Source organism: Bacillus sp. K7 (genome assembly GCF_053903245.1).
On sequence record NZ_CP096406.1, the window covers coordinates 1,006,463 to 1,019,820 of the forward strand.

At 45.6% G+C, this 13,358-nt stretch carries 13 protein-coding genes; 8 read left to right on the forward strand and 5 right to left on the reverse strand.

Features of this window, described 5'->3' with window-relative positions:
* On the reverse strand, positions 1-876 hold the full coding sequence (citR, locus tag M1D98_RS05025) for a transcriptional regulator CitR (protein ID WP_121642219.1): 876 nt from the start codon (positions 874-876) through the stop codon (positions 1-3).
* 108 nt (positions 877-984) lie between these two features.
* Here citR and citA point away from each other — a divergent pair, with 108 nt between their 5' ends.
* The 4 genes from citA (at position 985) to M1D98_RS05045 (ending at position 6,152) form a co-directional block, all read left to right on the forward strand.
* Positions 985-2,085 (forward strand): citrate synthase CitA, encoded by a 1,101-nt coding sequence (gene citA, locus M1D98_RS05030; protein WP_121642220.1) that lies wholly within the window; start codon positions 985-987, stop codon positions 2,083-2,085.
* A 73-nt stretch (positions 2,086-2,158) separates the two neighbouring features.
* Positions 2,159-3,028 carry an SDR family oxidoreductase gene (locus M1D98_RS05035; protein ID WP_010329196.1) on the forward strand — a complete coding sequence of 290 codons (870 nt, stop codon included), beginning with the start codon at positions 2,159-2,161 and terminating at the stop codon, positions 3,026-3,028.
* A 250-nt stretch (positions 3,029-3,278) separates the two neighbouring features.
* Positions 3,279-4,676 carry a branched-chain amino acid transporter BcaP gene (gene bcaP, locus M1D98_RS05040; protein WP_010329197.1) on the forward strand — a complete coding sequence of 466 codons (1,398 nt, stop codon included), beginning with the start codon at positions 3,279-3,281 and terminating at the stop codon, positions 4,674-4,676.
* Between the two features lie 120 nt (positions 4,677-4,796).
* Positions 4,797-6,152, forward strand: coding sequence for a sodium-dependent transporter (locus tag M1D98_RS05045; RefSeq protein WP_268551767.1), 1,356 nt, complete (start codon positions 4,797-4,799; stop codon positions 6,150-6,152).
* A gap of 33 nt (positions 6,153-6,185) precedes the next feature.
* Here M1D98_RS05045 and pdxR read toward each other — a convergent pair whose 3' ends face one another.
* Positions 6,186-7,589, reverse strand: a complete 1,404-nt coding sequence (gene pdxR, locus M1D98_RS05050; RefSeq protein WP_268558639.1) for a MocR-like pyridoxine biosynthesis transcription factor PdxR — start codon at positions 7,587-7,589, stop codon at positions 6,186-6,188.
* Positions 7,590-7,698: 109 nt separating this feature from the next.
* Here pdxR and M1D98_RS05055 point away from each other — a divergent pair, with 109 nt between their 5' ends.
* A complete protein-coding gene (locus M1D98_RS05055) occupies positions 7,699-8,127 on the forward strand; it encodes a GNAT family N-acetyltransferase (RefSeq protein WP_039073534.1) in 429 nt (142 codons plus the stop codon).
* 233 nt (positions 8,128-8,360) lie between these two features.
* Here the strand turns inward: M1D98_RS05055 and M1D98_RS05060 are convergent, their stop codons facing one another.
* From M1D98_RS05060 to sigM, 3 genes are read right to left on the reverse strand one after another with little or no spacing between them, the layout of a single operon-like run.
* Positions 8,361-8,651, reverse strand: a complete 291-nt coding sequence (locus M1D98_RS05060) for an anti-sigma-M factor (RefSeq protein WP_010329201.1) — start codon at positions 8,649-8,651, stop codon at positions 8,361-8,363.
* Positions 8,639-9,715 (reverse strand): anti-sigma factor, encoded by a 1,077-nt coding sequence (locus M1D98_RS05065; protein ID WP_082246323.1) that lies wholly within the window; start codon positions 9,713-9,715, stop codon positions 8,639-8,641. The genes M1D98_RS05060 and M1D98_RS05065 overlap by 13 nt, the downstream gene beginning before the upstream one ends.
* Positions 9,705-10,196: an RNA polymerase sigma factor SigM gene (gene sigM, locus M1D98_RS05070; RefSeq protein ID WP_003224177.1), complete on the reverse strand. Its 492-nt coding sequence runs from the start codon at positions 10,194-10,196 to the stop codon at positions 9,705-9,707. Before sigM ends, M1D98_RS05065 begins: the two co-directional genes overlap by 11 nt.
* Positions 10,197-10,392: 196 nt before the next feature.
* On the opposite strand from sigM, the gene M1D98_RS05075 reads away from it, so the two are divergent.
* From M1D98_RS05075 to M1D98_RS05085, 3 genes are all read left to right on the forward strand, one after another.
* Entirely contained in the window at positions 10,393-11,388 is a 996-nt protein-coding gene (locus tag M1D98_RS05075) for an aldo/keto reductase (protein ID WP_268558638.1), read from the forward strand.
* 133 nt (positions 11,389-11,521) lie between these two features.
* The gene (locus M1D98_RS05080; protein WP_010329204.1) at positions 11,522-12,121 is read left to right on the forward strand and encodes a 1-acylglycerol-3-phosphate O-acyltransferase; all 600 of its coding nucleotides are present in this window, start codon (positions 11,522-11,524) and stop codon (positions 12,119-12,121) included.
* A gap of 100 nt (positions 12,122-12,221) precedes the next feature.
* Positions 12,222-13,343, forward strand: a complete 1,122-nt coding sequence (locus M1D98_RS05085; protein ID WP_010329205.1) for an NAD(P)/FAD-dependent oxidoreductase — start codon at positions 12,222-12,224, stop codon at positions 13,341-13,343.
* Positions 13,344-13,358: the final 15 nt, after the last annotated feature.

Consider the following 13,358-nt stretch of genomic DNA (forward strand, 5'->3'; position numbering starts at 1 on the left):
CTAAAAATGAAAATGTGATAAAAAATCCAAGAATTTTTTTTCTTTCTTATTTTCATAGAGGGCGATTGCATAAGCGCCGGCATAGGGCAGAGAAACAGATTGATAAGGGATTTTGATCATCTGTTTTTCTGCCAATTCACGATTTACTGTAGATAAGGGCAGAAATGAAACTCCGAGTCCTTCCTTGATAAACCGTTTCGTTATATGTGTTTGAGTGACTTTCATTGTTCTCACAAATGGAAATGTCACTCTAACTTGACGGAGCAAGTCGTCCCAGTAATCAGGATGATTGTGGGTCAAAAGCAGGTATTGCTCAAGCAGCTCTTTGGCATCAATTTCTTTGTCTGCCATAAAACGCTGATCAGGCGGAGCGACAAGGACAACAGGATCTTGATATAAGCAGTGGCAGGTTAAAGAGGAGGACTGTACCTTCAAACAGCTCAGTCCAATATCTGCTTCCCCGGCTTTAATCAGCGACGCGATTTCCGCCGACTCAAAAATCGTAACTGCGATTTCTGTTTCTGTATTCATTGCTGTGTACCGCTTCATGACAGAAGGAAGCACAGTATCTGCGATAAGGGGAGAAACCGCGAGCCGCAAGGTTTGAGAGTAGCCTTGTCTCACTCTGTGAAGCTCTGCCATGCTGTTTTCGTAATCATCAAGCAGCCTGAGCGCATACGGCAAATAAGCCCTGCCTTCATCAGTCAGCTGGATCTGCCTGCCCTTTCGTTCGAACAGTTTGCAGCTGATTTCTTTTTCTAATTGCTTGATATGTACGGTTACAGTGGGCTGAGATAAAAAAAGCGTTTCCGCCGTTTTCCGGAAGTTTTCATATTTCGCAGCAGTTACAAAGGTGTGAAGCCATTTGAAATCCATTTCTATTCTCCCTCTGATTAATATTTTTAATTAATTTCCTTTAAAATATTCAATATTTTTTAAATATTATATTTACTATAATAACAGAAAAGGATAGGGGGAATACAAATGGTACATTACGGATTAAAGGGAATTACATGTGTGGAAACAGCGATCAGCCATATTGACGGTGAAAAAGGCCGCCTGATTTACAGAGGCCATCATGCCAAAGACATCGCACTGAATCACAGCTTTGAAGAAGCCGCTTATTTGATCTTATTTGGAAAGCTTCCTGTATCGGAAGAATTACAGACATTTGAAGATCAGCTGGCTGCTGTGCGGCATCTGCCGGAACACATCGAGCGTTTGATTCAGTCACTGCCAAACAACATGGACGACATGTCGGTGCTGCGGACGGTTGTTTCAGCACTGGGGGAAAATACGTACACGTTCTATCCTAGAATAGAAGAAGCTATCCGGCTGATTGCCATCACGCCTTCCATCATTGCATATAGAAAACGATGGGCGCGCGGTGAACAAGCCATTGCGCCATCTTCCGAGTACGGACATGTCGAAAACTACTATTATATGCTCACAGGTGAACAGCCTTCAAAGGCAAAAAAGAAAGCGCTTGAAACATATATGATTCTGGCCATGGAGCACGGCATGAACGCATCCACTTTTTCGGCACGTGTCACATTATCTACAGAGAGTGATTTAGTGTCAGCCGTTACTGCCGCTCTTGGCACGATGAAAGGCCCGCTCCACGGAGGCGCCCCTTCTGCGGTGACAAAAATGCTTGAAGACATTGGAGAAAAAGAACATGCTGAAGCATATCTGAAGGAAAAACTCGAAAATGGAGAGCGCCTGATGGGATTCGGCCACAGGGTGTACAAGACGAAGGACCCGCGGGCAGAAGCTTTGAGACAAAAAGCAGAAGAGGTGGCCGGCCATGACCGCGATCTTGATCTTGCGCTGCATGTGGAAGCAGAAGCAATTCGTTTGCTTGACATCTACAAACCGGGACGCAAGCTGTACACAAATGTTGAGTTTTATGCGGCGGCTGTGATGAAGGCGATCGATTTTGATGATGAATTGTTTACACCAACCTTTTCAGCAAGCCGAATGGTAGGGTGGTGCGCCCATGTGCTGGAACAGGCAGAAAACAACATGATTTTCCGCCCATCGGCGAAATATACAGGCGCCATTCCTGAAGAAGTTCTTTCATAACACCTTTTGCCGTTTATTTGCTTCTATGACGTGGTAACGTTCAGTATCAAACACATGTCTAGGAGTGATGAATATGAACCCAATGGATAGACAAACAGAAGGACAAGAACCGCAGCATCAGGACAGACAGCCGGGCATAGAGTCAGAAATGAATCCGTTGCCTTTGTCAGAAGACGAAGACTATCAAGGTAGCGGAAAACTGAAAGGGAAAGTCGCCATCATCACTGGAGGCGACAGCGGAATAGGGAGAGCAGCAGCTATTGCGTTTGCTAAAGAAGGGGCCGATGTCTCGATTCTTTACTTAGATGAGCATTCGGACGCAGAGGAAACGCGTAAACGGATCGAAAAGGAAAATGTCCGCTGCCTGCTGATCCCGGGAGATGTCGGGGATGAGAAACATTGTGAACAAGCTGTGCAGCAAACCGTAGACCATTTTGGCAAACTTGATATCTTGGTGAACAACGCTGCTGAACAGCATCCGCAGGACAGCATTCTCAATATTTCAACAGAACAGTTGGAAAAGACATTTCGCACAAACATCTTTTCTATGTTTCATATGACGAAGAAAGCTTTGCCTCACCTGAAAGAGGGGAGTGCCGTCATTAATACAACATCAATTACCGCTTATGAAGGGGATACGGCGTTAATTGACTATTCCAGCACAAAGGGTGCGATTGTCTCCTTTACGCGGTCCATGGCGATGTCGCTTGTGGATAAAGGCATCAGAGTGAATGCGGTGGCTCCCGGCCCGATTTGGACACCTCTTATTCCGGCGACATTCCCTGAGGAAAAAGTGAAACAGCACGGCTTGGATACCCCAATGGGAAGACCTGGTCAGCCGGTTGAGCATGCGGGCGCCTATGTCCTGCTGGCGTCTGACGAATCTTCCTATATGACAGGGCAGACCATTCATGTGAATGGCGGGCGTTTTATTTCATCATGATTAACGAAAAACCAGCATAATAGCTGGTTTTTTTATGTGAGGAGATATTTCAAGATAAAAAAATGTCTATTTTTCTGACAATTATGTTTTCGTTTTTGTGATTTTATATATAATATATTGTAGGAGAAAGGAATGATTCGCTCACCGGTACAAATAGGGTGAAAAAAAAGAAAATAGGTCATTGTCACTCATTAATTCAGAAAATTCAAATAAATATATAAATAGATCATCAGTCTAGGGGTGAAGGGGAATGAAAGGGAGCGTATTTCGAAAGAAAAGCATTCAAGATTTAATCGCTGCGACGGGCGGTGAAAAATCTTTAAAAAGAGAATTAGGGGCATTCGATTTAACATTGCTTGGGATCGGCGCCATTATTGGCACAGGGATTTTTGTGCTGACGGGAACAGGAGCAGTAACGGCGGGTCCCGGGCTGACCATTTCATTTGTTGTGGCGGCGCTTGCCTGTTTATTCGCTGCCCTGTCTTACGCAGAATTTGCTTCAAGTGTGCCTGTTTCAGGTTCGGTTTATACATTCACGTATGCGACATTGGGAGAGCTTATGGCCTTTATTATCGGATGGGATTTAATTTTAGAGTACATGCTGGCGGTTAGCGCGGTGTCAGTCGGCTGGTCCGGTTATTTCCAATCATTTTTGTCAGGGATCGGCATTCATCTACCGGTTGCTTTAACAGCGGCACCGGGGGCGGTGGAGGGCACATTCACCATCTTTAATCTGCCTGCATTCGTGATTGTGATGGCGATAACGTTTTTGCTTTATTTAGGCATCAAAGAATCAAAAAGAGTCAACAACATCATGGTCATCTTGAAAGTGCTGGTCGTTCTGCTGTTTATCGCGGTGGCAGCCGTTTACGTGAAGCCGCATAACTGGCAGCCGTTTATGCCAATGGGCTTTGGCGGCGTATTCAGTGCGGCGGCGCTCGTATTTTTTGCTTTTATCGGATTTGACGCTGTCTCCTCTGCTGCGGAAGAGACAAAAAATCCTGCGAAGGATCTGCCTAAAGGCATTATTTTCTCTTTGTTGGTTTGCACAATTTTATATGTCACCGTATCAGCGATCATGACAGGGGTTATCCCGTTTGCCCAGTTTGCGGGCGTGGATCATCCGGTTTCTCTGGTTCTTCAAAGCGCCGGGCAAAACTGGGTGGCAGGCATCATTGATATTGGCGCCGTTTTGGGCATGACAACGGTCATGCTTGTCATGCTTTACGGACAGACACGTGTCATGTTTGCCATGTCGCGTGACGGACTGGTGCCGGGCTCGCTCTCTAAGGTGCACCCAAAGCACAAAACACCTTATGTCGCCACTTGGTTTTTCGGAACGCTGTCGGCGCTCCTCGGCTCACTTGTTCCGCTTGATGAACTTGCAAAACTGGTAAACATCGGGACGCTGTCAGCATTTGTGCTCATTTCTGTGGCGGTGATCGTATTAAGAAAGAAACAGCCTGATCTTCCGAGAGCCTTTACATGTCCGGGGGTTCCGGTGATTCCAGGCCTGGCGATTGTGTTCTGCATGTTCTTAATCTTAAATCTTGGATGGGTGACGATTGTCCGCTTTCTAGTGTGGCTGTTAATCGGCTTGGCAATCTATTTCTTGTATTCAAGAAAGCATTCAAAATTAAACCAATAAGAAAGTAATCAAGAGAGCGGTCAAACAGGATGCGCTCTCTTTTCTGTTATTGGCAAATGAATCTATAGAAATGAAAACAAAAATAAGAGATAATATAGGCTGGAAAGGAAGTGACGTTTATTGTCTGAGCAAAAACCAGTCCAATGGGCTTCGAAAATCGGTTTCGTCATGGCTGCCGCCGGCTCGGCCATCGGCTTGGGCGCGATTTGGAAGTTCCCTTATGTAGCAGGGACCAATGGAGGAGGCGCCTTTTTTCTTATCTTTGTGTTATTTACCATCCTCTTAGGCTATCCGCTTTTAGTGGGAGAGTTTATATTTGGAAGACGGAACCAGACGAATGCCATTGATGCATATAAAAAAGAAGCGCCGCGAACAGCTTGGTTTCTCACGGGGTGGATCGGCGTAGCCGCCTGTTTCTTAGTGCTGTCGTTTTACAGTGTAATCGGAGGTTGGATTTTGCTGTATATCGTGAAAACAGCATCTGGTTCACTTACCGGACTATCTCAAGCGCAGTTTGGAACCCTGTTTGCCTCTATTATCCAAAATCCGGTACAGACGCTCGCGGCTCAGTTTGTCTTTATGGTGCTGACTGTTATGGTAGTCGCCAGAGGGGTTCAAAAAGGGATTGAGCGGGTCAGTGCGGTGATCATGCCGATTTTGTTTTTATTATTTATTCTGCTCGTTCTTCGATCTCTCACGCTCAATGGTGCGATGGAGGGCGTGAAATTTTTGCTTGTGCCGCATTTCGGCAATTTGACTCCGGAATCTATATTATTCGCGCTGGGACAGGCCTTCTTTACGTTAACACTGGGGGTTTCGGTGATGGTGACTTACAGCTCCTACTTACCGAAAACGCAAAACATCCCGCGTTCGGCAGCCTCCATTGTCGTGATGAATATCATTGTGACACTCTTGGCGGGCTTGGCCATTTTTCCGGCGGTTTTCTCATTCGGTTTTCAGCCAAATGAAGGGCCGACATTGCTGTTTACAGTGCTTCCAGCCGTTTTTGAACAGCTTCCGTTCGGCACGTTGTTTTTTATCGGCTTTCTCGTTGCGTTTTTATTTGCAGCCTTGACCTCAGCGTTTTCGATGGTTGAAATTATTGTCGCCACAATCGGAAAAGGGGACGAGAAGAAGAGAAAAAAACTGTCGTGGACGAGCGGGCTATTGATCTTCTTGGTCGGAATCCCTTGCTGCTTATCTTATGGGGTCTTGAGCGATGTAAGCCTATTCGGTAAAACGTTTTTTGATATTGCCGATTTTACTGTCAGCAATGTTTTGATGCCATTAGGCGCTCTGTTCATTTCGCTTTTTATTCCGCTCAAAATTTCGAAGCGCGAGCTCTTGGCAGAAATGAGAAACGGATCGAATGCAGGTAAAGCATTCTTTTACACATGGTTTTATTTGCTTCGTTTTATCGTGCCGTTGGCCATTATTATTGTATTCTTAAATTTAATCGGTATTTTATCATTTTAACAAAACAGGCTCCGTTCCCGGGGCCTGTTTTGCTTAACAAGCTGAGATCAGCGGTGTCCACGCCGTTTTCAGCTTTTGGATACCAAGCCAGATGTCCTCTTCTGACAATCCGCCATAACCGATTAAAACAGAAACATTTGGAGGACGCCCTATATAAGAGGGCGATACGGGATAGACGGACACGCCGTTATCGACAGCAGCCTTAATCGCTTCTTCTTCACTTGCCGGAAACAAAAGCCGCAGCAGGATATGAAGCCCGGAATTTTTTCCGAGAACCTCAACGCTGTTCCCTAGTTCAGACCGTATGGCCTCTAATAGGACAGCGTGTTTTTTTCGGTAGAGAGCTCTCATTCTGTTTATATGCTTTTGCCATTCTCCGCTCTCGATGAAGTCTGCCAGTGCCATTTGAGAGTGGGAAGAGACCGTTTGCTTCATTAAGTGAGCGTTTTTTCTGACCGATTCCATGAGTAGAGGAGGCAAAATCATGTAGCTGAGCCGCAAGGAAGGAAGCAGTGACTTTGAAAAAGTGCCGAGATAGATGACTCTGCTATTCGGATCAAGACCCTGCAAAGACGGAATAGGCTGGCCGCTGTAGCGAAATTCTCCATCGTAATCATCCTCAATAATGAACGAATTTGCTTCCTTTGCCCAAGTGAGCAGTTCCTGTCTTCGGGTTATCGTCATAATGCCCCCGAGCGGAAACTGATGCGAGGGGGTTGTATACACGAGATAGGGATGTTTCGCTTTAAGCTCATCTGGCAGGACGCCTTCTTCATCAGAATAAATCGGAATGACATTCATGCGATTTGCTTCAAACATTCTTCTTGACCGGTGAAAGCCCGGTTCCTCAAAACCGATTTTTGTTCCGGGCTTTAGCGTAAGGCACAGAATCTGCAGAAGCACAGTTGTTCCCGCGCCAATCATGATCTGGCCGGGATCGCAATTAACGCCCCGTGACAGCCTGACGAAACGGGCAATCATGCGCCTGAGTTCGGGCTCTCCTTGAGGGTCTCCGGAGGTGTGGCCGGCATAGCGGTCCAGACTTTTTACTATGCTTTTTCTCCATGCGTTAAAGGGGAAGTGGGCCGGATCAACATTGCCTTGATGAAAGTCAATGGCAGGGGCGTTCTTTACATGTAAGACATGTTGCACAGACTGCTGAACATGGTCAGGAGCTGCTGGAAAGTCTGCTTCTACGCCCGCCGCGAACCAACCGATTTTCGGTTTGCTTTTGACATAGCCCTCAGCAGTTAATTGCTCATAAGCACGTTCGATTGTTGCTGTACTGACACCGAGCAAGCCGGAGAGCATGCGTTTTGACGGAAGCTTTGTTCCCTTCGTTATCCGCGCATGTGAAATTTCTTGTTTGAAAAAGGTATAAAGCTGCTCATACAGTGGTGTTTTGCTTTTTTTATCAAGAAACGGCGTGATATCCATCTCGAGTCTCCTTTATATCTGGCATGGTCATTTTTTCTGATATTGGCTATTTGGGAAGTGCCATTTATTCGCTATGATCATTGTAACGAAAGGAAAGGGGATTGAGAAGATGATTCATATGAAACAATTAACCACAAAAGAAGAATGGGCCGAGGCATATTCAGTCATGAGTGAATTGAGAACAGATCTTGATAAAGAGACGTATTTACAAAGGCTTGAAGCCTGTGTGCAGAAAGAATCGTATATGCTGTTTGCCTTATATGAAGGGACAGCAATCAGGGCGCTGTGCGGAGCGGTGCCGAGGGTTTCCATTCATAAAGGGGAGTATTTATGGATTGCAGATCTAGTAACTACCGCGCCTTGCCGGTCAAAGGGATACGGCAAATTGCTTTTAGATTATGCCGCAGACTGGGCGAGAAAAGCCGGACTTGGCTTTGTCAGCCTTTCATCTGGCCTTCAGCGTAAAGACGCACACCGGTTTTATACAGGCAAAATGGGTTTTACGATAGAAAGCTACCTGTTTCGAAAGACGGTGTAATCCAAAAAAGACGCCCCTTCAGGCGTCTTTCAGCGTGTCGACAAACCCTCGCATTCGTTGTCAGTCCTGTGCGTTGGTGCTCACGAATTGCTACATTCGCTGTGCTCCAATGCTCGTCCTTCCTAGACTTCAAGGGTTTTCAATCACGCTGAAAAGATGACAAAGTCATAAAACGAAAACCGTTTTATGACTTTGTCAACAATCTGAAAGACGCCCCTTCAGGCGTCTTTCTTTTAAAAGCCAAACTGTAAATTGGTATCTACAGATACAATGGTATACACACAAATGATCACAAAAAGATTGAGGATGACGCCAAGCAGGCCGGGGCCTGTGCGCCCCCTCTTGATGAAGAGTTCGATCACGCCAAACGGAACGGCGGCCATAGCGAACGGAAGCATTTGATAGGAATAAAATGTGACGTTGCTGATAATCGCCAAATTCAGCAAGAGCAGGGACAGAATCGCTGTCCCGACAGAGATCCAGCCGAATACATTGTGTTCTTTAAAAATTCTTACCAGTTCCATAATTCCACCTCGCCGACATTCGCTGATTTTACAGACTTGTTTTTCAGCATGCGCTGGATTTCCTTCGTTGGCCCTGTTACGACCGAACCGTATACATGAACACCGTTTTTCTCGACATAATCCAATCGGTTATCCACATTCAGGTCTTTTCGTTTTGATATAACCTGCGCCCATTTTTCGTGCTTGGACATAAATTTCAAGGCGCTGATAAACTGATCGCCATTGGAACTGCCTTTTGTATTAAGGGCAGCCAAAAACTTTGAGTCCTTCCCAGGATAGCCAAGCGGCTCTGCGTATACGGTCTCATTTGTGTTTTTCTCAGTTTCGATTGCGTTCCATAAAAAGCTCACATCATAGCCTTTGAATTTGTTATACACTTCTTTTGTCGGGTATGCACGGTCATAGGAAAGGTAGACCTCGGATACCGTTCCTTCGGGTAATATCTTTAACGTTTGGTCTGCTTTTGCGGTTGATTGTTCAGACGCGTTTGATGGGTGTGTAAAGTAATGGCCGGTTGAATGCACTTCTAGGTCGTAGTAATTAACGGCCGGCGCTTTCACTTTATTATAAAACATTTCAACCCGTTCATTCCCCACTGCGACCGTGTTCGTGCCGATTTGCTTTTGCAGCGGGAATTCGGTGTTCATGCCAAACAGCTTCACTTGGCTTTTCAGCCCGGATGTATCGACTAGAACATTCGGCATGGTCAGGGCTACAGTGACTGCGGCGGTTTCCATAAACTCATTGCCGGTGCTTTGTTTTCCTCCCATTCCGTAATAGAGGTAGCTTCCTAGCGTGCAAAGCGGCAAAATCATCAAGGTCGAAATAACGGCAAGCACAGAAATTCGTAAATAAGACTTGCGTTTCCCATAGGCTAAAATCGCTTTTTGTTTTTCTGGACTGATGCTGACATCCCAATCGTTATCGTCCTTTAGCTCGCTGTCAATCAGTTCCTGATATACTTCGAGCTTCTCTAATTCTTCCTCAAATGCGGTCATTTCCTGGTCGCTCATTTCCCCATTTTTATATTGATCAAAACGCTTTTTAAATTCTTCATTCATCATTAACACCTCTATTATAAAGTGCTTTCAGCCGCTGTCTGGCACGAAATAAAACACTTTTAAAATTCGCCTCTGAAATATTCATAATATGGGATGCTTCTTTGTAATTTAACTCTTTTAAATAATATAGCGTTAAGGCCTCCCGATAATTATCGGGGAGCTCGGACATATAACCAGTCAGCACTTCTTTTATCTCTACCTGATGGGCAGGGCTCTGGACAGCATTTTGAAAGAGGCTTCCGATTAGGTCATCAGAAATGGTTACTTCCTTCTTATGCTTTCTGACGTAATCAATGAAGGCGTTTCGCGCCACTTGAAAAAGCCAGGGCTTTACTTTGCTGTGATCATAGGAGTGAATGTGTATGTATGCCCGCATAAAGGTTTCCTGCAGCAAGTCCTCGGCAAGATGCTTGTCTTTCGTCATGGAGAGCAGGAACCTGTAAACATCATTCATGTACATTTGGTAAATTTCATCGATCGTCACTGCCTTTTCTCCCCTCTATGTTATACACGCATAAGAAAGGTTTAAAGTTGCACATTACATGCAAACGGCTTTTTTATACCTCATCAAACACCATTCCTATATAGTACCTAAAAATGGCCGCAAATGATAGTGCCGAGAAATGTTTAACATGTTTGCCAGCGGGGAAAAGAGAGTGAAAAAGTGAAGGAGTGGCACAATGGAATATACCAGTATAGCAGACACCGGCATAAAAGCCTCCAGAATCGGCCTAGGCACATGGGCGATTGGCGGAACAATGTGGGGAGGCACTGACGAAAAACAATCAATCAAAACCATCCGCGCCGCTCTTGATCAGGGGATCACACTGATTGACACCGCTCCGGCCTATGGCTTCGGGCAGTCCGAGGAAATTGTAGGGAAGGCAATCAAGGAGCAAGGCAAAAGAGATCAGGTGATTGTCGCAACGAAAACGGCTCTCGACTGGAAAAACAACCAGCTCTTCCGCCATGCGAACAGAGCGAGAATCATTGAGGAAGTCGAGGCTTCTTTGAAGCGGCTTCAAACAGATTATATTGATCTTTATCAGGTGCATTGGCCAGACCCGCTTGTGCCAATTGAAGAAACGGCGGAAGTCATGAAGGAACTATATGACGCCGGCAAAATCCGGGCCATTGGTGTCAGTAACTTTTCAATTGAACAAATGGATACATTTCGCGCCATTGCGCCGCTTCATGCCATTCAGCCTCCATATAATCTGTTTGAAAGAGAAATTGAAGAAAATGTTCTGCCATATGTGAAAGATAAACAAATCACAACGTTATTATACGGCAGTTTATGCAGAGGGCTGCTCACAGGTAAAATGACAAAAGATTACACGTTTGAGGGCGATGATCTCCGAAATCATGATCCGAAATTCCAGCATCCCCGTTTTAAAGAATATCTTTCTGCTGTTCATCAATTGGATGAGCTAGCCAAGGCGCGTTATGGAAAATCAGTGATTCACTTAGCCGTTAGATGGATCTTAGATCAGCCGGGAGCGGATATCACTCTTTGGGGGGCAAGAAAGCCTGAGCAGCTTGAAGCGGTATCAGAGATGACAGACTGGACGCTGACAAGTGAAGATCATAAAGACATCAATGCCATATTGAAACATACGATATCAGACCCGGTCGGGCCGGAGTTTATGGCACCGCCGGCCAGGGAGGAAATATAACAAAAGCTGAGGGTGAATCCTCAGCTTTTTGGCGTTTACAAGGAGGAAATCTTAAAAATTAGTACCAGGTAATAAAAAATGTTGTTATAATAGATAGCAGAAAGAATCATGAATACGACAAAGGAAGTGCGATATGTATAAGTTTTGTGCAAATGCTTTAAAAGTTATTCTTTCTCTTCGCGGAGGAGTGAAGGTGTATAACAAAGAAAACCTTCCGGCCGATTCAGGTTTTGTCATCGCGTGTACACACTCCGGCTGGGTTGATGTGATCACACTCGGAGTCGGGATTCTTCCTTATCAAATACACTACATGGCGAAAAAAGAGCTTTTTCAACATAAATGGATCGGGTCGTTTTTGAAGAAAATTCATGCTTTTCCGGTAGATCGTGAAAATCCCGGGCCAAGCAGCATTAAAACACCGATTAAGCTGCTGAAAGAAGGGGAGATCGTCGGTATTTTCCCGAGCGGAACACGAACTTCTGAGGACGTGCCTTTAAAAAGAGGCGCGGTGACAATTGCGCAAATGGGGAAAGCGCCGCTTGTTCCCGCTGCATATAAAGGGCCTTCAAGCGGAAAGGAATTATTCAAAAAAGGCAAAATGAAGCTCATTATCGGTGAACCCCTACAGCAGGCTGATTTTGCCCATCTGCCCTCAAAGGAAAGACTTGCAGCCATGACAGAGGCTTTAAATAATAGTATTAAAGAGCTTGAAAACAAGCTGGAGCAGCTATAATCCATCAGTGCTAAATTCGCGACTTCCCCATTGTTTATAAGTTCCTTGGCTTAGCTATACTACATAAGGAATTGATTATTGGGAAAGGTTACGGAAAAAGATGAAAATGATCGTAGTAGGCGCTGGAATTCTAGGAGCGTCAACAGCATATCAATTAGCCAAAATGGGGGCCGAGGTGCTTGTGATAGACCGAAAGGATAAGGGACGGGCCACCCATGCAGCGAAAGGCATTATTTGTCCATGGCTGTCACCGAGGCAAAATCCGGCGTGGTACAAGCTGGCAAAGGCAGGAGCGCACTTTTACCCCGGTTTCATAGAGGGGCTTAGAAAAGAAGGCGAGATAGAAACAGGTTATGCTCCTGTTGGTGCTCTTAGTATTCATCACGAGAAAGAAAAGATTGAAAAGATTGAAAAACGGGTGCAAGAGCGGAAACAATACGCCCCGGAAATCGGAGACATTTCTTTTCTTTCTGAAATCCAGACCGCCGGCATGTTTCCCTTGCTGGCTAAACGGTACCATTCCATTCATATAAGCGGAGCCGCCCGAGTGGATGGCGAGATGCTGAGAGATGCATTATTGCGTGCTGCTCAAAGAATGGGAGCCGTTGTTTTAACAGGTGATGCCAAGCTTCAATATCATGCGAAACGAGTGACAGGCGTAACCGTTGGCGATGAAAGTTATGCTGCTGACGAGGTGATTGTTTGTGCCGGCGTATGGGCAGACCAATTACTGGCGCCTTTAGGCATTCGCTTTAAAGTGAGTGTGCAAAAAGCGCAGATCATATACGTTCAGATTCCGGACGCAAACCATATGGACAGCTGGCCTGCTATTATGCCGCCTTCTAAGGAATATCTGTTAGCTTATGCTGACAAGAGAATGGCCATCGGAGCGACTCGGGAAGATATAGAAGGGCATGATGTACGGATCACGGCCGGCGGGCTGCAGGAATTGTTGAACAAAGGATTGGAAATGGCTCCTGGTTTAGCAAACAGCACCTTTCAAGAGGCAAGAGTCGGTTTGCGCCCTTTTACACCGGGGGACGTGCCTGTGATCGGACCTCTTCCCGGCTGGGACGGGATCATAGCCGCAAATGGGCTTGGATCGTCTGGTTTGACAATGGGGCCTTACATGGGGCAGCAGTTGGCGAAGCTGGCTCTCAGAATGGATGTAGACATTGATGTAGAAGATTATGATATACAAAAAGCAGCAGAAGTTCATTGACTATCTGCTGCTTTT

What these genes read in the sequence shown, in the direction of transcription:
- citR (WP_121642219.1), bottom strand. Translation starts at nt 876, where the DNA reads ATGGATTTCAAATGGCTTCACACCTTTGTAACTGCTGCGAAATATGAA.
- citA (WP_121642220.1), top strand. Translation starts at nt 985, where the DNA reads ATGGTACATTACGGATTAAAGGGAATTACATGTGTGGAAACAGCGATC.
- M1D98_RS05035 (WP_010329196.1), top strand. Translation starts at nt 2,159, where the DNA reads ATGAACCCAATGGATAGACAAACAGAAGGACAAGAACCGCAGCATCAG.
- bcaP (WP_010329197.1), top strand. Translation starts at nt 3,279, where the DNA reads ATGAAAGGGAGCGTATTTCGAAAGAAAAGCATTCAAGATTTAATCGCT.
- pdxR (WP_268558639.1), bottom strand. Translation starts at nt 7,589, where the DNA reads ATGGATATCACGCCGTTTCTTGATAAAAAAAGCAAAACACCACTGTAT.
- M1D98_RS05055 (WP_039073534.1), top strand. Translation starts at nt 7,699, where the DNA reads ATGATTCATATGAAACAATTAACCACAAAAGAAGAATGGGCCGAGGCA.
- M1D98_RS05060 (WP_010329201.1), bottom strand. Translation starts at nt 8,651, where the DNA reads ATGGAACTGGTAAGAATTTTTAAAGAACACAATGTATTCGGCTGGATC.
- M1D98_RS05065 (WP_082246323.1), bottom strand. Translation starts at nt 9,715, where the DNA reads ATGATGAATGAAGAATTTAAAAAGCGTTTTGATCAATATAAAAATGGG.
- M1D98_RS05075 (WP_268558638.1), top strand. Translation starts at nt 10,393, where the DNA reads ATGGAATATACCAGTATAGCAGACACCGGCATAAAAGCCTCCAGAATC.
- M1D98_RS05080 (WP_010329204.1), top strand. Translation starts at nt 11,522, where the DNA reads ATGTATAAGTTTTGTGCAAATGCTTTAAAAGTTATTCTTTCTCTTCGC.
- M1D98_RS05085 (WP_010329205.1), top strand. Translation starts at nt 12,222, where the DNA reads ATGAAAATGATCGTAGTAGGCGCTGGAATTCTAGGAGCGTCAACAGCA.